The organism is Gordonia sihwensis NBRC 108236, from assembly GCF_000333035.1.
Lineage (GTDB): Bacteria > Actinomycetota > Actinomycetes > Mycobacteriales > Mycobacteriaceae > Gordonia > Gordonia sihwensis.
This window is the reverse complement of record NZ_BANU01000013.1, coordinates 23187-43762: the sequence shown is the minus strand read 5'-3', so window position 1 is coordinate 43762 and position 20576 is coordinate 23187. Positions and strand designations below refer to the sequence as shown.

The window sequence follows — 20576 nt, the reverse complement described above, 5'->3', positions numbered from 1 at the left end:
GATCAGAAGTCGACGGGCTCGGGGGCGATCTCGTCGGCGTCCGCGGCGGGACGACCGATGCCGAGCTTGTCCTTGATCTTGCTCTCGATCTCGTTCGCGACATCGGGATTGGCGATGAGGAACTTACGGGCGTTCTCCTTGCCCTGCCCCAGCTGATCGCCCTCGTAGGTGAACCACGAACCCGACTTGCGGATGAAGCCCTCGGCCACGCCGAGATCGATCAGCGAACCCTCGCGGCTGATGCCGTGCCCGTACAGGATGTCGAACTCCGCCTGCTTGAACGGCGGCGCCACCTTGTTCTTGACGACCTTGACGCGCGTCCGGTTGCCGACCGCGTCCGTGCCGTCCTTGAGCGTCTCGATCCGCCGGACGTCCAGTCGCACAGACGAGTAGAACTTGAGGGCCTTGCCGCCGGTCGTGGTCTCCGGCGAACCGAACATCACACCGATCTTCTCGCGCAACTGGTTGATGAAGATCGCGGTGGTGTTGGAGTTGTTGAGACCGGAGGTCATCTTGCGCAGGGCCTGGCTCATGAGCCGTGCCTGCAGTCCGACGTGGCTGTCGCCCATCTCGCCCTCGATCTCCGCCTTGGGCACGAGCGCCGCCACCGAGTCGATCACCAGGATGTCGAGCGCACCCGAGCGGATGAGCATATCCGCGATCTCCAGTGCCTGTTCTCCGGTGTCCGGCTGCGAGACCAGCAGCGCGTCGATGTCGACACCCAGCTTCGCCGCATACTCGGGATCGAGTGCATGTTCGGCGTCGATGAACGCGGCGATGCCGCCTGCGGCCTGAGCGTTCGCGACGGCGTGCAGGGCGACGGTGGTCTTACCCGAGGACTCCGGGCCGTAGACCTCCACGATCCGGCCGCGCGGGAGGCCGCCGATGCCGAGTGCGATGTCGAGGGCCACCGAGCCGGTCGGGATGACCTCCATCGGCGGGCGGGCGTCCTCACCCAGACGCATCACCGAGCCCTTGCCGAAATTCTTGTCGATCTGAGCCAGCGCCAGATCCAGTGCCTTCTGCCGATCAGTCACGGGTGCCATCGGTCTCTCCTCCGGGTGCTCTGCTGTATTGGAACGTTGCTGTGGATACGAACGTCTTCCGCTTTCGTGACCACACGGTAGGAGACGGGTGTGACATTTCCGCCCGGGCCCGTTCGTACGGTCATTAAATTGGACGCACCAGAGCGCGCTCCGGTTCCATTACAGGATAGCGAACAGATGTTCGACGGCAATCCGACACGCCGGATCCGGCGATCACCAGCGTTCCGGCGGTACGTCGAATTCGCGGCAGAGTGCCCGCCACACCAGCTTCGGATCCACTCCCTGCTCGATGGCCTCCCGGCCCGTGCGGCCGCCCAGTTCCATCAGCACCAGATCGGTCAGCAGACCGTCGGCCCGCTTTCTGCCGAACTCTGCCTCGGTGAGTTCGGCGAACTCCGTCAGACGCATGGTTCCATTCTCCACGATCGCCGGACCGCCGCCACCGACGGTCCGGACGTGCAGGTGTTCACCTCGGCCCGGTCCATCGCCGATACGCGGCGTGCGCGACCCGCACCGGATCGACGACGCCCGAGACGGTGGCGGCGACCCGCCGGGCGGCGTCGGCGTGACGCCGATCGTCCAGCACTCCGGCGATCGCCTCCGCCAGTGCGGCGGTGGTGGCCGGGCGCACCAGCCGTCCGCAGCCGATCCGCGCGACCCGGTTGGCGAGCTCCCACTGATCACCGCCGCCGGGCACGGTCACCACGGGCACTCCCGCGAGCAGCGACTTCGCGAGCATGCCGTGACCGCCGCCACAGATCACCAGGTCGGCGTCCGGGAGGAGTTCGTCCTGACGGCCCGTCGCCGCGACCAGCCGGTCGGGCAGCACCTCGGCATGCGGTGGCTGCAGGGCGGAGTACACCACCCGCAGCGGTCGCGTGGACTGCAGGTCGGCGAGCGCGGCCAGTGCCGCGGCGCCGAGATCGCCCGCCCCCGTGGCCGCCGTGGACGGCGCGACCACCACGAGCGGGCCGTCGCCCTCGGGCCGAACGAAACAGTCGTCGGTCGGTTCGAACAGCAACGGTCCGATCAGGTGGGTGCGCTCAGGCCAGTCCGGGCGGGGAACCTCCAGTCCGGGCAGGGTCGCGACGAATCGTGCGAGGGGCGTCGACTCATCCGGGAGGCCGATGCTCCGTCGGGCGCCGCGGCGCTGCCGACGGCCCTTGGCCACAGCGGGTGCGGCGCTCGCACGCAGGAGCGCGTCGCGCAACCGCCCGCCGATTCCCTCGCCGGCGGCCAGTCCCGCGCCGATCGGCGGCAGGCCGGCCGACTGCTCGTAGAGCGGATGCGGCGAGAGCTCGATCCAGGGCAGACCGACCAGCTCGGCCGCCCAGGCCCCGGCCACCGTGATGACGTCGCTGACGACGAGGTCGAATCCGCCGGTCGCCAGTTCCGGAGCCAGGGCCGTCGCCATCCGCGCGGCCCGTACGCTCAGTTTGGCTCCGGCATCGTCATCGTCCTCATCGGGCAGAGCCGCCAGTCCCGGCAGCGGACGCACCTCGAGGCCCCGGCGCGCTGCCGCCGCGGTCCACCGCTCACCGGTGTAGACGACCACGCGGTCGCCTGCCGTACGCAGCGATGTGGCCAGGCCCAGCGCCGGAAATGCGTGTCCGGCGTCGGACCCGGCCACGATCGCGATGCGCAACGGGCCCGTCTCGGACCCGTCGTCACGGCTGCCGGAACTGTCGAGGGTGCTCAGTTCTGTTCCGGGGTCTGCGGGGCGGGCGCAGCGCCGCCCTGCTCCACCTGGCCCGCCGGGGCGCCCTGTGCGCCGGCGGTCTGCCCCGGCGCGAGCGATCCACCGTTCATGCTGGCCCGGATCTGCTCGAGCCGGGCGTGGCCGGCGAGCTGGACGCCCGCGGCCTCCACCTCCTGCATGCGTCCGGCGACGGTGCCCTTGGCGAGCTCGGCCGACCCCAGGGCATTGGCGTAGCGACGCTCGATCTTGTCGCGCACCTGCTCGAGGTTCGGCGTGTTGCCGGGAGCCGAGAGCTCGCTCATCTGGTTCAGCGAAGCACTGACCTGCTCCTGCATCTTCGCCTGTTCGAGCTGGCTCAGGAGCTTGGAGCGTTCGGCGAGCTTCTGCTGCAGCGCCATGGCGTTGCGCTCGACGGCCTGCTTGGCCTGCGCTGCGGCCTGCAGAGACTGATCGTGCAGCACCTTGAGGTCTTCGACGTTCTGCTCGGCCGTCACCAGCTGCGCCGCGAAGGCCTCGGCGGCGTTGGTGTACTCGCCCACCTTCGCACTGTCACCGGCGGCCGCGGCCTGGTCGGCGAGCGTGAGCGCCTGGCGCGCATTGCCCTGCAGCTTCTCGATCTCCTCGAGCTGGCGGTTGAGCCGCATCTCGAGCTGCCGCTGGTTGCCGATGACCGCCGCCGCCTGCTGGGAGAGCGCCTGGTGCTGCCGCTGCGCGTCCTCGATCGCCTGCTGGATCTGCACCTTCGGATCGGCGTGCTCGTCGATCTTCGAATTGCCCAGCGCCATCATGTAGTTCCAGAACTTCACAAACGGATTGGCCATCGGTCTTCCAAACTCCTCGTTGCGCGGGTCGCGTCGTCGTTCGATCGATCACGCGGCGGCAAGTGCCGCGGGCACACCCGCGTCGTCCACCGAATCTTCCTGGGGGGCAATGACTTCGACAAGGCTATCGGACGCTCCGACGGGCCGGCCCGCCGGCTGCATCAGGCCCGCGACCTGGAAGAGCACCTCGCCGATCGGCACGTCGAGCGCCTCGCAGATCGACGCCAGCAGCTCGCTGGAGGCCTCCTTCTGCCCGCGTTCGACCTCGGAGAGGTAACCGAGCGACACCCTCGCGTCGGTCGAGACTTCACGCAATGTGCGTCCCTGACCGTTCCGAACACGGCGCAGCTCATCGCCGATCGCCTCACGCAAGAGCAGAGTCACGCGCGGACCTCCTCACGATTCTCCAGGAGCCCGGGGGTCGGGCCGTCGATTCCATCAATAGCCTGTGCCGTCGACCCTAGCCGAATTCCCGACCGACCGCCGCCGACATACCGCACGCCGCGGCGCTCCCGCGCACGCCCGGCACACTCGGATCTCAACGCCGTGGGCCCCTGGTCTATTCCGCGCCGCGGCGCAGCACGACGGCCCGCCAGACGTAGTCGAGTCCGGTGACCACCGTCGCGACCAGCGCGGCTGCCATGATCGCCCACGCGGCGGTGTGCCACGCTCCCGAGAGCGGCAGCACGAACAGTCCGATCGCCACCGACTGAAGCAGGGTCTTGAGCTTGCCGCCCCGGCTGGCCGGGATCACTCCGTGGCGCAGCACCCAGAAGCGCAGCAGCGTCACTCCGATCTCCCGCGCCAGAATCACCCCGGTGACCCACCAGGGCAGCTCCGCCAGGATCGACAGGCCGATCAGTGCCGCGCCGATGAGCGCCTTGTCCGCGATCGGATCGGCCATCTTCCCGAAGTCGGTGACCAGGTTCATGCCGCGCGCCAGGCGGCCGTCGAGCTGGTCGGTGAACGCGGCGACCGCGAAGACCACGAAGGCCGCGATCCGCCAGCTCACCGATTCCCCGTCGTCGACGAAGAGCAGGACCACGAACACCGGGACCAGGACGATGCGGAACACCGTCAGTGCGTTGGCGATGTTCACCACGGGCACCGGGGCCGCATCCTCGCCGAACACACGGCGCACAGGCTCAGTCACGTGATCAAGCCTAACGTCACGCTTTTCTCAGACTCCCGAAGGGCGCGCTCGGACCTGCGGCTACTCTCGATGGCATGCTGAGCGAACAACCCGATTCCCGCACCGGCGAGCCCTCATCGGTCCTCGTCCGCCGTGCCCGGACATCGGATGTTCCCCGCATCAAGGAACTGATCGACATCTACGCCGGCAAGATCCTGCTCGACAAGAACCTGGTCACCCTCTACGAGTCGGTCCAGGAGTTCTGGGTCGCCGAAAACGGCGGAGAGGTGGTCGGTTGCGGCGCCCTGCACGTGATGTGGTCGGACCTCGGCGAGGTCCGCACGGTCGCCGTCGACACCGCGCACGCCGGTCGCGGCATCGGGCACAAGATCGTCGACCGGTTGATGGATGTGGCCCGCGAACTCGAATTGGAGCGGGTCTTCGTCCTCACCTTCGAGACGCAGTTCTTCTCCCGGCACGGCTTCGTGGAGATCGACGGCACCCCGGTCTCCCGCGAGGTCTTCGAGGAGATGTGCCGGTCGTACGACACAGGTGTCGCCGAGTTCCTCGATCTCAGCTTCGTCAAACCCAACACCCTCGGAAACACCCGGATGCTCGCGCATCTGTGACCGCCACGGAAGGACATCGGACATGGCCGGCTTCTTCGCCGTCGAATACACCTACGCCCCGGAGGCCGCGGCGGTGCGGGACCGGTTCCGGCCCGAGCACCGGACCTGGCTGAGTGCACAGCACGAGGCCGGCCGTCTCCAGTTCGTGGGTCCGTACTCCGACGGCAGCGGCGCGCTCCTGATGATCACGGCCGACGACGCCGACGCCGCTCGCGACCTGCTTGCGCAGGACCCGTTCGCGCGCGAGTCGGCCGTCGCCGCCGTCTCCGTCAAAGAGCTGACGCAGGTCTTCGGCCCCTACTGACGCGAGGGTCGGACGTCGGCCGCGTCGCGACTGCGCTTGCGGCTGACCACCAGGCTGGCCACCGTGGTCGCCAGCAGGGTGCCGCCGATGATGCCCAGCGACAGAGGAGTGCCGATCTCCGGCACCGGAACGGACTCGCCGCCGTTGATGAACGGCAGCGTGTTCTCGTGGAGCGCGTGCAGGACCAGCTTCACGCCGATGAAGGCCAGGATCAGCGACAGACCGTACGAGAGGTAGATCAGCCTGTCGAGCATGCCGCCGAGCAGGAAGTAGAGCTGCCGCAGACCCATCAGCGCGAAGGCGTTGGCGGTGAACACCAGGTACGGCTCCTGGGTGAGTCCGTAGATCGCCGGAATGGAGTCGAGGGCGAACAGCACGTCGGTGAAACCGATGATGATCAGCACCACCAGCAGCGGGGTGATGTAGCGCTTGCCGTCGATCTTGGTGGTGAGACGGTCACCGTCGTAGACGTCGGTGGCGCGGAACCACTTCTTGACGAACCGTTCGAGGCGGCTCTCGCGCTCGCGTTCGTGCACGGCGGGCTCGTCGCTCTCCTTGAGCAGCTTCACCGCCGTCACGAGCAGGATGAGCCCGAACAGATAGAACACCCAGCTGTAGGCGTTGATGGCGGCGGCGCCGACCGCGATGAAGGCGCCGCGCATGACGAGCGCCATCACGATGCCGAGGAGCAGCACCTTCTGCTGGTAGACGCGCGGTACGGCGAACGACGTCATGATGACCACGAACACGAACAGGTTGTCGACCGAGAGCGCCTTCTCGGTGACGTAACCGGCGAAGTACTCGCCGCCGTAGGTTCCGCCCCATTTCCACCAGACGAATCCGCCGAACAGGACGGCGATGCCGATGTAGACCGCCGACCAGAATCCGGACTCGCGGAGCGTGGGCTCATGCGGGGTACGGACGTGGGCGAAGAAGTCGAAGACGAACAGGCCCAGGATCACCGCCCCGGTGACCAACCAGGTCACGACAGTGGCATTCATGAATTCCTCCAACACGTAGCACGAAGCGACGATGCTGGAGGTCTCTCCCACCGGCGGCGCCGGCGGCGGCCCCGGGAGCGGTGCACGGCATCCGATCCGCGGATGCCGCACCACCGTTCCGTACTGACGGGAACGCCTGCGAGGCGGGGATACTCCCCTCCAAGATCTCCGTCAGTTTAACGGATCGGCGTCCTCGCCGCCTCCCCCGGTGATCGAGGCGATGACACCGGCGAGGTCCTCGGGCTTGACCAGGACCTCGCGGGCCTTCGATCCCTCGCTGGGGCCGACGATGCCGCGCGTCTCCATCAGGTCCATCAACCGGCCTGCCTTGGCGAATCCGACGCGCAGCTTCCGCTGGAGCATCGACGTCGAACCGAACTGGCTCGACACCACGAGCTCGATGGCCTGCAGCAGATCGTCGAGATCGTTGCCGATGTCGGCGTCGATGTCCTTCTTCTCGCCGGCCTTGGCCGTCGTGACGCCTTCGGTGTAGTCCGGTTCGGACTGCTCGCGGGTGAACTCGACGACGGCCGAGATCTCCTCGTCGGTGATGAACGCGCCCTGCATGCGGATCGGCTTGTTCGCACCCATCGGGAGGAACAGACCGTCGCCCATGCCGATCAGCTTCTCCGCCCCCGGCTGGTCGAGGATCACCCGGGAATCGGTCAGCGAACTGGTGGCGAAGGCCAGTCGGCTCGGGACGTTCGTCTTGATCAGGCCGGTGACCACGTCCACCGACGGTCGCTGCGTGGCGAGGACCAGGTGGATGCCCGCGGCACGCGCCTTCTGCGTGATGCGGACGATCGCCTCCTCCACGTCACGCGGCGCCGTCATCATCAGATCGGCGAGCTCGTCGACGATCGCGACGATGTACGGGTACGGCTTGTACACCCGCTCCGATCCGAGCGGAGTGGTGATCTCACCCGATCGGACCTTGGCGTTGAAGTCATTGATGTGCCGCACCCGGGACGCCTTCATGTCCTGGTAGCGCTGCTCCATCTCCTCCACCAGCCAGGCGAGCGCGGCCGCCGCCTTCTTCGGCTCGGTGATGATCGGTGTGATCAGATGCGGAATGCCCTCGTACGGCGTGAGTTCCACCATCTTCGGATCGATGAGGATCATCCGCACCTCTTCGGGTGTGGCGCGGGTCAGCAGCGACACGAGCATCGAGTTCACGAAGCTCGACTTGCCCGAACCGGTGGAACCCGCCACCAGCAGATGCGGCATCTTCGCGAGGTTGGCGCTCACGAAGTCGCCCTCGATGTCTTTGCCGAGACCGATGACGAGCGGATGATTCTCCTTGCGCGTCGTCGGCGCCGCGAGGACGTCCGAGAGGCGCACCATCTCACGGTCGGAGTTCGGCACCTCGATGCCGACCGCCGACTTGCCCGGGATCGGCGCCAGCAGACGCACGTTGTCGGTGGCGACGGCGTAGGCGATATTGCGCTGCAACTGGGTGATCTTCTCGACCTTGACGGCCGGGCCCAGCTCCACCTCGTACCGCGTCACCGTCGGACCCCGGGTGTATCCGGTGACCGCGGCATCGACCTTGAACTGCTCGAGCACACTGTTGATGCGGTCGATCATCTCGTCGTTGGCAGAGGTCCCCAGCTTGGCGGGCTCGCCCTGCACCAGCAGGTCGGCCGGCGGCAGGAGATATCCCGATTCGGGGTCCTGATCGAGGAACGAACCGCCCGACGGCGCTGCGGGAGGAGCGGTCGTGACCGGCTTGCGAGCGGTCGCCGGTGCGGGAGCCGGCCGGCGGCGCGGGCGCGCCGCGGGAGTCGGCTCGTACGACTCGTGGTCGTCGGCGTCGAAGGCATCGCTGTCGAGAGCACCGGAGTCGAGAGCGCCGCCGTCCAGACCGTCGTCGCCGAGGACATCGCTGAGGTCGCCCAGCGGCGCGGTCGGATTGTCGTCGACGGGAACGTCGAAGGAAGGCTCCCCCGCCCCGGACCGGCGTGCGGACGCCGGCAGCGGCGCGTCGATCAACGGCTCGGTCAGCAGATCGGCCATGTGCGAGTCGCGGTCCTGCCCGGCGGTCCTGCGCCTGCGCGGCGACGCACCGCCGGAGCGGGGACGGCGCCGCGTATCGGGCGGGTAGTTCCGGTACGGGTCGCCGTAGTCGATCGCCGCGTCCGGATCGGCACGGCGCTCGTCCGCCGCATCCGGCTTCGGCTCGTCGCCGTAGTCGTCCGGTCCGTACTCGTCGTACTCGTCGTCGGGCCCGTAGTCGTCGGGCCCGTAGTCGTCGTACTCGTAGTCGTACTCCGCCCCCAGGCCCAGGTAGTCCGACGTGGCGGCGACCACCTCGCCCAGTGTCCGTCCGCTGAGGGCGAGCACGCCGAAGGCGGCCAGAAGCAGGAACAGGGGGACGGTGACCCAGACCGTGACCGCGTTCGTCAGCGGCGAACCCAGTACGTAGCCGACGAAGCCCGCCGATCGGGCGCGGGCGTCGTAGCCGGTCGGTGCGCCGTGCATCAGGTGCGTGAGGGCGAGCACCGGAACTGCGATCAGCAACGTCCCCGCGACATTGCGCAGACGACGCTCCGGGTTGGCCGGAAACCGCATCACCAGCACCGCGACGGCGACCAGGAACACGGGGACGCCGTAGGCGAGCGCGCCGAAACCCGCCCGGACGAGCGTGTCGACGAATGCCCCGACCGGCCCCAGTGCGGTGAACCAGACGCCGAGCGCGACCAGCGCTGCGGCGAGTGTGAGAGCCAGACCCGCGCTGTCGCGTCCCTGCGACGGCGCCTCGTCCCGGTGAGCACCGATGCGTGCGACGCCGCCCAGACCGCGTGCGGCGAGGTTCCAGGTCGCCGCTGCGGCCCGGCCCATCCCCCGCGCCACCGACGACCGTTCCGCCGGCCGGCGCTTGAGATCCTGCGAGTGCGCCGGGCGGCGCGCGGTTCCGGCCCGGTCTGCGGGCGGCTTGCGCGCACCGCCGCGGCCGCCCTGTCCGGACTTGGGCCGTGCCGTCGCCGTGGCCCGAGTCCCCCCACGTGAGGCGCCGCTGCGCGACCGGCCGCCGGCCGACGACTTCGGCTTCCCCGAAGTCTCGGATGAGCGGCTGCGCGTTGATGCATTGGAAGCCATGGCCTCCAGCCTAATGCCCGCCAATCACATCAGTCACACTGGCAACACCGCAGAGATCACGGTCGTGTCGATTTCGTGACCGGTTCACAACGTCCGGTGGGCACTGCGCAGGCTCGCTATCGCTGCCGGAGAACCGGAGAACTCCACGTCGACCGGTGCACGGCCGAACGCGAAGAGCAGCAGTTCCCCGACCGAGCCGGACACTCCCACCGGCTGGCCGCGGCCCACGCTCATCACCTCCCGACCGTCCCCGGTGCGCAGGGTGGCCCGCACGGGAGAGCCCGCCATGATCCGGCGTCCCACCGTCCGCAGCGGAAGCTCTAGAGCCCGCTCGAGATCCGGCGACACCTGCCGCGGCAGGAACGGACCGGCCGGATCGGCGCCCCCGCGCAGCACGTCCTCGTGATGAACGAACATCTCGGCGAGGTTGAGGAAGCGGTCGGCCACCCGGAACGGCGAGTACCAGGGCGGCCCGTCCGACAACATGGCCAGCAGCTCGTCCCAGGGCTTGTCGGCGTAGCTGTCGGCGACGGCAGCGGTGTGTCCGGCCAGCGGGCCGATGAAGATGCCCGCTGTCGCATCGAGCCTGCGTTCCCGCAGGATCAGGTGGATCGCGAGATCACGGTTGTCCCAGCCCGCACACAGCGTGGGGGCGTCGGGCCCCGTCCGGCGCATCGTCTCGACGAGCGCCGCCCGCTCGGATCGGGCGAGATTCACCGCCGCTCCCCCACCGCGATGACGGTCGGGACGATCATCGGCCGGCGCCGGTACTTCTCAGCCACCCATCGACCCACCGCGCGCCGCACGCCCTGAGCGATCCGGTGTGTGTCGGTGACCCCTTCGTTGGCCAGTTCGACGAGCGCCTTGTTCACCAGTTCGGCGGCGTCGTTCAGGGCGCCGGGATCGTCGGAGAAGCCGCGGCCGGACACCGTCGGCTTGCTCACCGCGGCACCCGTCGACGCGTCCACCGCCACCGAGATGGAGATGAAGCCGCCTTCGCCGAGCACGAGGCGGTCCGAGAGCGTCGATTCCCCGACGTCGCCGACCGAGAGTCCGTCGACGTAGACGTATCCGACCGGCACGCGGCCGGTGATCCTGGCGCGTCCGTCCACCAGGTCGACGACCACTCCGTCCTCGGCGAGGACGATCCGGTCGGCGGGAACCCCTGTGGCCTCGGCGAGCGCGGCATTGGCGCGCAGGTGGCGCCATTCACCGTGCACGGGCATGGCATTCGACGGGCGCACCGCGTTGTAGAGGTACAGCAACTCGCCCGCGGAGGCATGGCCGGAGACGTGGACCTTGGCGCTGGCCTGGGTCACCACGGTGGCGCCGCGCTTGGCGAGACCGTTCACCACGGCGAACACGGAGTTCTCGTTGCCCGGGATCAGCGACGACGCGAGGACCACGAGGTCGTCGGCGCGGATGTTGATCTGGCGGTGCTCACCGCGAGCCATGCGCGAGAGGGCCGAGAGCGGCTCTCCCTGCGAGCCGGTGGAGATGAGCACCAGCCGGTGGTCGGGCAGGGTGGCCGCGGTGTCCATGTCCACCACCACGCCGTCCGGCACCGTGAGGTAACCGAGGTCTTGCGCGATCTGCATGTTCCGGACCATCGACCGGCCGACGAAGGTCACGCGCCGACCGTGCCGGTGTGCCACGTCGACGATCTGCTGGATCCGGTGGACGTGGCTCGCGAAGGAGGCGACGATCACGCGCTGGCGGGCCTTGCCGATGACGGTGTCGAGGACGCCGCCGATCTCACGCTCGGGGGTGACGAAACCGGGGACCTCGGCGTTGGTCGAGTCCACCAGGAACAGGTCGACGCCCTCGTCGCCGAGTCTGCTGAAGCCGGCCAGGTCGGTGAGACGGTTGTCCAGCGGCAGCTGATCGAGCTTGATGTCGCCCGTGTGCAGGACCAGACCGGCCGGTGTACGGATCGCGACGGCGAGCGCGTCGGGGATCGAGTGGTTCACCGCGAAGTACTCGCAGTCGAATCCGCCGTGCGAGAGGCGATCGCCCTCGGCCACCTGGACCAGCTTCGGCCGCAGGCGGTGTTCGCGGCACTTGGCCGCGACCAGTGCGAGCGTGAACCGGGAACCGACGATCGGGATGTCGCCGCGGAGCTTGAGCAGGAAGGGCACTGCGCCGATGTGGTCTTCGTGGCCGTGCGTCAGGACCACTGCTTCGATGTCCTCGACGCGGTCTTCGATGTAGCCGAAGTCGGGCAGGATCAGGTCGACGCCGGGCTGCTGGTCCTCGGGGAAGAGCACGCCGCAGTCCACGACGAGCAGCTTGCCGTCGTACTCGAAGACGGTCATGTTGCGGCCGATCTCACCGATGCCGCCGAGCGCGACGACGCGGAGTCCGCCCTTGGGCAGCTTCGGCGGGGCGGGCAGCCGGTCGATGACGTCGCCCGTGACGCTCGATCCGGTGGCCGCGGCCACCTGCGGAGGCAGTTTCGCGGCGCCTGAATCGGCCGCCCGCGCCTTGTTCGGGTGGTCGGCGGGCGGGCCCGCCTTGCGTGAGGCCCGCCGACGACCGCCGCCCTTGCGGCCGCCCCCGTCGGCGTTGCCGTTACCGCTGTTGTCGCCGGCGGTGTTGTTGCTGTTGTCGGCCATCAGGAGATCACCTCGGCTGCGCGCAGATCCGTGATGAGTGCTTCGATCTGGGCGGGTTCGGCCGCGACCTGCGGCAACCGCGGATCCCCCACTTCCAGACCGGTGATGCGCAGGGCCGTCTTGACCATGCACACTCCGCCGAGCCGACCCATCGCGTCGACCAGCGGTGCCATCGAGTCGGCGAGCCGGCGCGCCTGCGCGAGGTCGCCGGCGAGCACGGCGGCCCGCAGATCGCGGAGCCGGCCCGGCACGAGATGGCCGATGACGCTGACGAAACCGGTGGCGCCGATCGACAGCCACGGCAGGTTCAGTGCGTCCTCCCCGGACAGGTACTCCAGGTCGGTGGCCGCCAGGATCTTCGACGCCGCATGCAGATCGCCCTTGGCGTCTTTGACGGCTTTGATGTTGGGGTGCTCGGCGAGGCGCAGGATGGTCTCGGTCTCGATCGGGATCACCGACCGCGGCGGGATGTCGTACAGCATCACCGGCAGACTCGACGCGTCGGCGATGGTGCGGAAGTGTGCTAGGACACCCGACTGGGGCGGCTTGCTGTAATACGGGGTGACGATCAGCACGCCGTCCGCGCCGATCTCCTCCGCTTCGCGGACGCGCCGCGCCGACTCGGCGGTGTCGTAGCTGCCGGCCCCGTGGACGACCTTCGCGCGGTCGCCGACCGCGTCGAGCGCGACCCGCAGAAGGTCGTTCTTCTCCTGCACCGTGGTGGTCGGCGACTCACCGGTGGTGCCGTTCACGACGATGGCGTCACAGCCCCCGTCGACCAGGTGAGCGGCCAGCTCCGCGGCTTTGTCGAGATCGACCTTCCCCTCCCGAGTGAAGGGGGTCACCATTGCCACCGAAACCGTCCCGAACGGGTGTTCCGCAATTCCTGCGTCAGCCGAGTTCATGCCGCTCAGGCTACCGTCTGACGGGCCGATCGCCGCGCTCAGCCCTCGAATACGAAGGGCGAGGTCGCGACTTCGGTTCCGTCGGCGAGTTCGCCGATTTCGAAGTCCCCGAACGCCGTCGGTGCCACCTCGCGGAGCCGGCGCAGGCATTCCACGGCCAGCTGGCGGATCTCGACGTCCGCGTGCTCGGTCGCCCGCATTCCGATGAAGTGGCGCCAGGCCCGGTAGTTGCCGGTCACGACGATCCGCGTCTCCGTCGCATTCGGCAGCACCGAGCGGGCCGCCTGTCGGGCCTGCTTGTGCCGCAGGATCGCATTCGGGACGTCGGCGAACTTGGCCTCGAGCTCGGCCAGGAGGTCGGCATAGGCGCGCCGCGCCGCGTCGGTCGCTTCGACGAACAACTCCTCGAGGCGCTCGTCACCGCGGATCGCCGGCGGCGCGACCACGTTGGAATCGTGTTCGGGGACGAAGCGCTGCGAGAGCTGCGAGTAGGAGAAGTGGCGATGACGGATCAGCTCGTGCGTGCACGACCGGGAGATCCCGGTGATGTAGAAGGTGCACGTGGCGTGTTCGAACAACGACGTGTGGCCCACCTCCAGGACGTGACGCAGATAGCCGGCGTTGGTGGCGGTGCGCGGATTCGGCTTGTGCCAGCTCTCGTAGCAGGCGCGACCGGCGAACTCGATGAGGGCCTCACCACCGTCGGCGTCGGTATCCCAGTCCACCTCCGGCGGCATGAACTGCGTTGCCGCGACCAGCTGGACCTTCAGCGGCACTAATTCGGACACGTCGCAACTCCTCGGCACTGCAGCGGCTCATGACGGGCTCTGCGGGTCATGGCACCCGGACAGCCTCGAGCCTCGATTGTCTCGCATCCGGTTCGTCCTGCGGCATCCGGGCCGGTGGTGCATCATCGGTCCAGTGAGCTCTTCGATCCGCCGCCGTCGCCTCGCGGCCCTCGCCCTGTCCGCCGCCCTGTCCGTCACCGCCCTGTCCGTCACCGTGGTCGTTCCGACGGCCTCCTCTCCGGCCCTGGCCGCACCTGCCGCCGCATCACCGGTGGCCACGGCCGCCGTCACGAACTCGGCGATCACGCCCGGACGGGAGATCGGGCTGGAGGGGACGATCAACACCAGGACGCTCGAGGGCTATCGCGCCGCCGACGGTCGGCATGTCAACGGACTCGTGCTGCGGAGCGACAATCTCTCGCGGCTCACCGCATCCGACATCTCAGCGCTGCGCGCCCGCGGTCTGGCGACGGTGATCGATCTGCGGACCGGTATCGAGCGGGCAGTCCAACCCGACCGTCGCGTGCCCGGCACGCGCCAGGTGAGTGCGGACGTCCTCGGACAGGTGTCGCCGCTGAGTCTGATCGACGTCGCGTCGGCGTATCCGGAATTCGTCACCGACGCCAACGCGCGCGCTCAGCTCCGCACGGCCGTCCTCGAGATCGCGAAGACGGCGAAGACCGGCCGGACCACGCTTTTCCACTGTTCGGCGGGCAAGGACCGCACCGGCTGGGTGGCGGCCGTCCTGCTGACCGTCCTCGGTGTCGACCGCGCGACGATCGAGGCGGACTATCTCGCCTCCAACCACTATCGGCGTGCATCGGCCACCGACCCGATCAACGGCGTGGACATCTCGATGCTGAACTCGGCCTTCGCGGCCGCTGATCGCGTCTACGGCTCGATGGACGGCTACCTCCGCAAGGGGCTGCGCCTGACGGATGAGGACGTCGACTCGCTCCGGAGCAGCCTGCTGAGCTGAGGCCCCGGTGGCCGGCGCGGCGCGTCAGCCGCGGACGATGGCGCCCAGCTTCGCGTAGGTGTCCTGCCAGCCGTGGACGGCGACCGCGTCGATGCCGAGTTCAGCCACCGGACGGTCGTTGCCGCCCTCGTCGAGACGGTCGCCGAAGAACAGGATGTCGTCGGTGCCCAGGCCGAGGATCTCCATCAGACGGCGCGCCCCGTAGGCCTTGTCGATCCCCTTCGCCGTGATGTCGACCGACGTCGATCCGCCGCTGCGGACCTCGAGGTCGGGCAGCCGCTCGGCGGCGTACGCACGCAGCGACTCCTTCTTGCGCCCGTCCGGATCCCACGCCGCCTTCGCGTCGACCGGCGCGGACTGGCCGAGCGCGGAGAAGGTGACCTGACTGCCGCGGTCCTCCAGGATCGGGCCCCAGGTCTTCTCCTCCCAGAGCCCGAGCTCACGTGCGCCGGCCTCCACCACCCGCATGGCCTCGGCCTTCTGGTGGTCGGAGAGGTCCTCGGCGTACACCGTCTCCCAATCCCGGCCGGACCACCGGACGTAGCGGGTGCCGTTGGTGGGCATCAGGTGCAGGTTGCCGCGGTCCACGCCGTCGCCGAGCCGGTCGAGGACCTGCGACTGGAATTGCCCGTACTGACCGCCGGAGATGATGCAGCCCATGCTTCCGGCGAGCAGTTCCCGGAACAGCCCGACCATCTCGTCGCTCATCGCGGTCTTCGACGGCGCCAGGGTGTCGTCGAGATCGAACATGACGAGTCGGTAGGTCTTGCCGTTGTGCGTGACGGACACGTGTCCACCCTTCCGTTAAGTGTGCGCGCAGAAGTGTAGCCGGGCGCCGGTCCCGGGCCGGTGCGGGTCAGTCCCCGGCGATGACCCAGTCGAAGGCCTGCGCCTTGGACCGCGCTCCCTGCGCGGCCTTCGACCGCGACCGTTCACCGAGTTCGGCGAGCAGCCGTTCACCCGCACGGACGAGGTCCGCGAGCACGGCCGGCGTCAGGTATCCGGGGCGAGTGGCGAAGAGGAGGTCCTCACTCGCGGTGTTGCCGCTGGCGCCGGGAGCGAACGGGCAGCCGCCGAGTCCGCCGAGCGCACCGTCCACCAGTCGGGCGCCGCCGTCGGCGGCGGCCAGCGAGTTCGCGACGCCCATCCCCCAGGTGTCGTGTCCGTGGAAGACGAGCCTGCGTTCGCCCGCGCCGACGGTCGCGAACAGGTCGCGCACCTGATCGGGGTGGGCCTGGCCGAGCGTGTCGGCGAGCACCACGTCGTCGGCGTCCGCCGTGCGCGGGTCGGCGACGATGCCGCGGACACGATCCGGGTCCACCGGACCGTCGAACGGGCAGGTGAACGCGGTGGCCAGACAGAGTTGGATGCGGCCGCCCGCCTCCTTGGCCGCCGCGACGGCTCGCGGCATGGCGGCGATGCTGTCCTCGGCGGACCGGCCGATGTTCGCCTTGTTGTGCGCGTCCGACACCGACAGGCAGTACTGAAAGTTCCGGACGCCCGCCGCGGCGGCCTTCTCGACGTGTCTCGGGGTGGCGACCCACACCCAGCAGCGGTCGAGTTCGTCCGGCGTCAGTTGCGCGACGATGTCGAGGGTGCCCGCCATCGGCGGAACCAGATCGGGTCGCGCCATCGAACCGATCTCGAGTTCGGGCACACCCGCCGCCAACAGGGTGCGTGCCAGTGCCACGCGGACTTCGACGTCGAGCACCTTGCCGGTGAGCTGCAGTCCGTCACGCAGGGTCACGTCCCGGAGGGCGACCTGCGAATAGTCCGTGGCTCCGGAGGCCGACTGCGCGCTCATCGCCGTCCTCCCAGAAAACGCGCGCGGATCTCGTCGGTGTGCTCACCCAGGTCGGGGCCGACCGAGCGGATCGGCAGCGAGGTCTCGCCGAGTACCGGGACGATGCCCGGGAACGCGACCCGGCGCGGCTCGGGGCCGCCGGCGTCGACGTCGAACTCCTGAATCATGTTCCGTGCGCGGTACTGCTCGTCCGCGACGATGTCGGCGGCGGTGTAGATCGGGCCCGCGGGGACGGCCGCGTCGTCGAGCACGGCGAGCACCTCGTCGCGCGACCTCGCGCCGGTCCACTCCCCGATCGCCGCGTCGATCTCGTCGCGCCGCCGCCACCGGCCGTCGTTGGTGGCCAGATCGGGGTCGTCGGCGAGATCGTCGCGGCCGATCGCTCTCATGTAGCGGGGGAAGATCGCATCCGCGTTGCCCGAGATGACGACGGAACTGCCGTCCCGGCAGAGATAGCCGTTCGACGGTGCGATGCCCTCCATGCGTCCGCCGGTCCGTTCTCGCTTCACCCCGTACGCCCCGAGGTCGGGCACCAGCGACTCCATCATCGAGAAGATCGCCTCGTTCAGGGCGACGTCGACGATCCGATCGGCCAACGGCAGTCCGGGCTCACCGTCGCCGCCGCGGTTCTCGTCGCGCCTGCGCAGACGCTCGTAGAGCGCCATCACGGCGCCGAAGGCTCCGTAGAGTCCAGCGATCGAATCCCCGATCGAGACCCCGACGCGCACCGGCGGCCGATCGGGGTCGCCGACCAGTTCGCGGAACCCGCCGTAGGCTTCGGCGACCGCCGCGAAGCCCGGCCTTTCCGAATAGGGGCCGGTCTGACCGAACGCGGAGATGCGGACGAAGATCAGGTCCGGGTTCGCCTCGCTGAGCGCCTCGGGGCCCAGCCCCCATCGCTCCAGAGTCCCGGGACGGAAGTTCTCGAGAACCACATCGCAGTGCGCGGCAAGGCTTTTGACGTCCTCGCGCCCCTGTTCGGTCTTGAGGTCGAGCACCACGGACTTCTTGTTCCGGTTGATCGTCCGGAACAGCATCGACGTCTCGCCGTCGTACAGGCGCCAGTTGCGGAGTTCGTCGCCGGTCTCACGTTCGATCTTGATGACCTCGGCGCCGAAGTCGGCCAGCATGCGCCCGGCGGTCGGCGCCGCGATGTAGTTGCCGAGCTCGAGCACCCGGACCCCGTCGAGCGGCAGCCTCCGCTGGTGTTGTGGAGAGTTCACGCCTGCCAGCCTATTAGCCGGGGGCGGCTTCGGATCGCAAGGCGGGACCGAGGTCGCCGCGTCCGGTGACCTCCACCCGGTCGAGGCCGCGCCAGTCGGCCAGCGCCGCCAGGTCGACGGCCAGCGACCGCGCGACCCGCGCGGTGTCGGCGCCCGGCTCCGCGTGTGCCGAGAGCACCCGGAGGACTCCCGCGGCGCGGTCGGCTTTGAGGTCGACGCGAGCCGTCAGTTCCTCGTCCATAAGATACGGCAGCACGTAGTATCCGTGCACCCGTTTGTGTTCGGGTACGTAGATCTCGATCCGGTAGCGGAAGCCGAAGAGCCGCTCGGTGCGCGGGCGGTAGAACACCAGCGGATCGAAGGGCGACAGCAGCGTCGAATGCGGTACTCGGCGCGGCAGCCGCGCGTCGCGGTGCAGATAGGCCGGCTCGCTCCAGCCGTCGACCCGCACCTGCGCCACCACTCCGGCGTCGACGAGGTCGCCCAGCACATCGCGGACCTCGGCGGTCCGCAAGCGGTAGTAGTCGGCCAGGTCGGCCGCCGTCGCGACCCCGTGCGCGGCCGCGGCGCGGGACACCAGCTCGCGGTGCGCATCTCGCCGGCCGACCGTGACACCGACGCGCTCGGCGCCGACGATGCGCTCGGCGAGGTCGTAGTGCCGGTGGAAGTGCGGGCTCCGCACGGCCGACAGCGAGCCGGCGGCGAACATCGCCTCGCACAGATGCTTCACCTCACCGCGCATCCACCAGGAGCCGCGCTCGGCCGGAGCCCGCGTGATGCCGAGCGCGTCCTCGATCTCGCGCGGGGTCATCGCACCTTGATCGGTGATCACGGCGAGCACGTCGGCCGCACGGGACCTGTTGCGCTGCAGCACCTCTCGCGTATGGCGGTAGCGGCCGTCGCGGTACTCGTCCATCCGCCAGCCGAACAGCGGCCAGTCGTCGACCGGAACCAGGGCCGCTTCGTGTGCCCAGTACTCGGCGAGCAGCCGCGGGCTCCGCGCCCTCGGGCGCCAGGCCGCGCCGTCGAGAAGCCCGTCACGATACGCTCCGAGCCGGCTGAACGCGGGGAGGTAGTGCGCTCGCGCGAGGACGTTCACCGAGTCGAGCTGAAGCAGCCGTGTGCGGCTCAGCACTCGTCGCAGATGTCTACGGGTCGGCTCGCCCGCCGGCGGCGGATCCGCGAATCCCTGCGCCGCAAGGGCGATGCGGCGGGCCTGCGCCACCGAGAGTTCGGCGCGCATCGCCGTCATCAGTGTACGGCGTCGAGGGTGATGTACACCGCGGTGCCCTCGTCCGTGGACTTCGCGACAGCCGTGCCGGTGCGGTCGACGCCCTCGAGCCGGATCCCGATCGGCGCCGGTCCGGGATCGAAGTTGCGCCACCAGTTCTTCTTGTCCGGCATCGCGACGCCGACGATCACCTCGTCGGCGCCGCGGCGGCGGTATGCGACCGGCAGCGAGAACTGCTTCCCACTCCGCCGGCCGGTGTAGGTGATCTCGGTCATCGATCTCGACAGCATCCCACCGACCACGGGCGCCCTCAGAATCGGGGCCACCAGCCTGTTGACACCGTGCGCGACTCGCTGAAACGTGTTCATCTCGACGAGCCTATCCGCGCCGCGCCCGCGCGTCAGCCGGCGGCGTTGATGCGGACCATGTTCCCGGCGGGGTCGCGGAACGCACAGTCCCGCGGCCCCCACGGCTGATCGATCGGCTCCTGGAGCACTTCGGCTCCGGACGCGGAGACCTTCTCGAAGATCGCATCGAGATCGTCGGAGCGGAACACGATCGGCGGCATCATGCCCTTGGCGACGAGACGGTGGATCGCCTCGGCGTCCTCGGGCGAGCGGCCGCCTCCGGGCTGCGACAGCACCACCTCGACCGACGGCTGATCGGGCAGGCGCAGGGTGACCCAGTGGTGGTCGCCGTTGGCGACGTCGCGCGTCACCTCCAGACCGAGGGCGTCGCGGTAGAAGCCGAGTGCGGCGTCGATGTCGTCGACGGTGATGGGACAGTAGGTCAGTTCGATGTTCGTCATGCGGACAACGCTAGAGGTCCCGCCGTCGCCGTGCTTCTCGAAAACTGCTCGGTTCCCACGGCCGTGCTCCTCGGGGCGTCAGCCGAACGGCATCGGACGCGCGAGGATCTTGGTCATACACGACGGCAGCCCCTCGAGAGGCTCGTGCGAGCGCGCCCGGTAGGCGCTGGGCGTCTCCCCCGTCAGGCGCCGGAACGTGGAACTGAACGAGCCGAGCGAGGTGAACCCGACCTCGACGCACGCATCGGTGACGCTCATACCGGACCGGAGCAGCGCCATCGCCCGTTCCACCCGCCTCGTGACCAGGTAGCCGTACGGGGTCTCGCCGTACGCGATCTTGAACTCCCGGCTGAAATGCGCCGTGGACATCAGCGCCCGGCGCGCCATCGTCGGCACGTCGAGGGGTTCGGCGTATTCGCGATCCATCAGGTCCCGAGCGCGACGGAGGTGGGCGAGCGTCTCCGGAGACTGCGGGGTGGACGGACCGGGCAT

The 20576-nt window shown here is 69.1% G+C and carries 22 protein-coding genes; 3 read left to right on the top strand and 19 right to left on the bottom strand.

Features of this window, described 5'->3' with window-relative positions; genetic code table 11:
* Window positions 1-2 precede the first annotated feature (2 nt).
* The 6 genes from recA to pgsA all read right to left on the bottom strand — a co-directional run bounded on the left by recA (window position 3) and on the right by pgsA (window position 4719).
* The gene (gene recA / locus GSI01S_RS09145; RefSeq protein ID WP_006896261.1) at window positions 3-1046 is read right to left on the bottom strand and encodes a recombinase RecA; all 1044 of its coding nucleotides are present in this window, start codon (window positions 1044-1046) and stop codon (window positions 3-5) included.
* A gap of 213 nt (window positions 1047-1259) precedes the next feature.
* Window positions 1260-1454 (bottom strand): DUF3046 domain-containing protein, encoded by a 195-nt coding sequence (locus GSI01S_RS09140; protein ID WP_006896260.1) that lies wholly within the window; start codon window positions 1452-1454, stop codon window positions 1260-1262.
* Window positions 1455-1512: 58 nt separating this feature from the next.
* A complete protein-coding gene (locus tag GSI01S_RS09135; protein ID WP_006896259.1) occupies window positions 1513-2691 on the bottom strand; it encodes a glycosyltransferase in 1179 nt (392 codons plus the stop codon).
* A gap of 50 nt (window positions 2692-2741) precedes the next feature.
* Entirely contained in the window at window positions 2742-3566 is an 825-nt protein-coding gene (locus GSI01S_RS09130; protein WP_006896258.1) for a PspA/IM30 family protein, read from the bottom strand.
* Window positions 3567-3614: 48 nt separating this feature from the next.
* The gene (locus tag GSI01S_RS09125; RefSeq protein WP_006896257.1) at window positions 3615-3950 is read right to left on the bottom strand and encodes a helix-turn-helix domain-containing protein; all 336 of its coding nucleotides are present in this window, start codon (window positions 3948-3950) and stop codon (window positions 3615-3617) included.
* A 175-nt stretch (window positions 3951-4125) separates the two neighbouring features.
* The gene (gene pgsA, locus GSI01S_RS09120) at window positions 4126-4719 is read right to left on the bottom strand and encodes a CDP-diacylglycerol--glycerol-3-phosphate 3-phosphatidyltransferase (RefSeq protein WP_006896256.1); all 594 of its coding nucleotides are present in this window, start codon (window positions 4717-4719) and stop codon (window positions 4126-4128) included.
* 74 nt (window positions 4720-4793) lie between these two features.
* On the opposite strand from pgsA, the gene GSI01S_RS09115 reads away from it, so the two are divergent.
* Together GSI01S_RS09115 and GSI01S_RS09110 are read left to right on the top strand one after the other, a co-directional pair.
* On the top strand, window positions 4794-5327 hold the full coding sequence (locus GSI01S_RS09115; protein ID WP_006896255.1) for an amino-acid N-acetyltransferase: 534 nt from the start codon (window positions 4794-4796) through the stop codon (window positions 5325-5327).
* A 22-nt stretch (window positions 5328-5349) separates the two neighbouring features.
* Complete coding sequence (locus GSI01S_RS09110; protein ID WP_006896254.1) at window positions 5350-5631, top strand: YciI family protein; 282 nt, start codon at window positions 5350-5352, stop codon at window positions 5629-5631.
* On the opposite strand, the gene GSI01S_RS09105 is transcribed toward GSI01S_RS09110, so the two are convergent.
* From GSI01S_RS09105 to thyX, 6 genes are all read right to left on the bottom strand, one after another.
* Window positions 5625-6632, bottom strand: coding sequence for a TerC family protein (locus GSI01S_RS09105; protein WP_006896253.1), 1008 nt, complete (start codon window positions 6630-6632; stop codon window positions 5625-5627). The genes GSI01S_RS09110 and GSI01S_RS09105 overlap by 7 nt on opposite strands.
* A gap of 171 nt (window positions 6633-6803) precedes the next feature.
* Window positions 6804-9473, bottom strand: a complete 2670-nt coding sequence (locus GSI01S_RS09100; protein WP_006896252.1) for an FtsK/SpoIIIE family DNA translocase — start codon at window positions 9471-9473, stop codon at window positions 6804-6806.
* A 342-nt stretch (window positions 9474-9815) separates the two neighbouring features.
* On the bottom strand, window positions 9816-10448 hold the full coding sequence (locus GSI01S_RS09095; RefSeq protein WP_006896250.1) for a TIGR03085 family metal-binding protein: 633 nt from the start codon (window positions 10446-10448) through the stop codon (window positions 9816-9818).
* The gene (locus GSI01S_RS09090) at window positions 10445-12346 is read right to left on the bottom strand and encodes a ribonuclease J (protein WP_006896249.1); all 1902 of its coding nucleotides are present in this window, start codon (window positions 12344-12346) and stop codon (window positions 10445-10447) included. Before GSI01S_RS09090 ends, GSI01S_RS09095 begins: the two co-directional genes overlap by 4 nt.
* Window positions 12346-13251: a 4-hydroxy-tetrahydrodipicolinate synthase gene (gene dapA / locus GSI01S_RS09085; RefSeq protein WP_006896248.1), complete on the bottom strand. Its 906-nt coding sequence runs from the start codon at window positions 13249-13251 to the stop codon at window positions 12346-12348. The genes GSI01S_RS09090 and dapA overlap by 1 nt, the downstream gene beginning before the upstream one ends.
* Before the next feature lie 38 nt (window positions 13252-13289).
* On the bottom strand, window positions 13290-14039 hold the full coding sequence (gene thyX, locus GSI01S_RS09080; protein ID WP_006896247.1) for an FAD-dependent thymidylate synthase: 750 nt from the start codon (window positions 14037-14039) through the stop codon (window positions 13290-13292).
* A gap of 133 nt (window positions 14040-14172) precedes the next feature.
* Between thyX and GSI01S_RS09075 the strand changes: the two genes are divergently transcribed.
* Window positions 14173-15018 (top strand): tyrosine-protein phosphatase, encoded by an 846-nt coding sequence (locus GSI01S_RS09075; protein ID WP_006896246.1) that lies wholly within the window; start codon window positions 14173-14175, stop codon window positions 15016-15018.
* A 24-nt stretch (window positions 15019-15042) separates the two neighbouring features.
* Here the strand turns inward: GSI01S_RS09075 and GSI01S_RS09070 are convergent, their stop codons facing one another.
* The 7 genes from GSI01S_RS09070 to GSI01S_RS09040 form a co-directional block, all read right to left on the bottom strand.
* Window positions 15043-15807, bottom strand: a complete 765-nt coding sequence (locus GSI01S_RS09070) for an HAD-IIB family hydrolase (protein WP_006896245.1) — start codon at window positions 15805-15807, stop codon at window positions 15043-15045.
* A 67-nt stretch (window positions 15808-15874) separates the two neighbouring features.
* The gene (locus tag GSI01S_RS09065) at window positions 15875-16822 is read right to left on the bottom strand and encodes a hydroxymethylglutaryl-CoA lyase-like TIM-barrel protein (protein WP_006896244.1); all 948 of its coding nucleotides are present in this window, start codon (window positions 16820-16822) and stop codon (window positions 15875-15877) included.
* Window positions 16819-18045, bottom strand: a complete 1227-nt coding sequence (locus tag GSI01S_RS09060) for a CaiB/BaiF CoA transferase family protein (protein WP_006896243.1) — start codon at window positions 18043-18045, stop codon at window positions 16819-16821. The genes GSI01S_RS09065 and GSI01S_RS09060 overlap by 4 nt, the downstream gene beginning before the upstream one ends.
* Before the next feature lie 13 nt (window positions 18046-18058).
* Entirely contained in the window at window positions 18059-19288 is a 1230-nt protein-coding gene (locus GSI01S_RS09055; protein ID WP_006896242.1) for a winged helix-turn-helix domain-containing protein, read from the bottom strand.
* An 8-nt stretch (window positions 19289-19296) separates the two neighbouring features.
* A complete protein-coding gene (locus tag GSI01S_RS09050) occupies window positions 19297-19644 on the bottom strand; it encodes a nitroreductase/quinone reductase family protein (RefSeq protein ID WP_006896241.1) in 348 nt (115 codons plus the stop codon).
* A gap of 32 nt (window positions 19645-19676) precedes the next feature.
* Complete coding sequence (locus GSI01S_RS09045; RefSeq protein ID WP_006896240.1) at window positions 19677-20084, bottom strand: VOC family protein; 408 nt, start codon at window positions 20082-20084, stop codon at window positions 19677-19679.
* Window positions 20085-20162: 78 nt separating this feature from the next.
* Window positions 20163-20576: a helix-turn-helix domain-containing protein gene (locus GSI01S_RS09040; RefSeq protein WP_006896239.1), complete on the bottom strand. Its 414-nt coding sequence runs from the start codon at window positions 20574-20576 to the stop codon at window positions 20163-20165.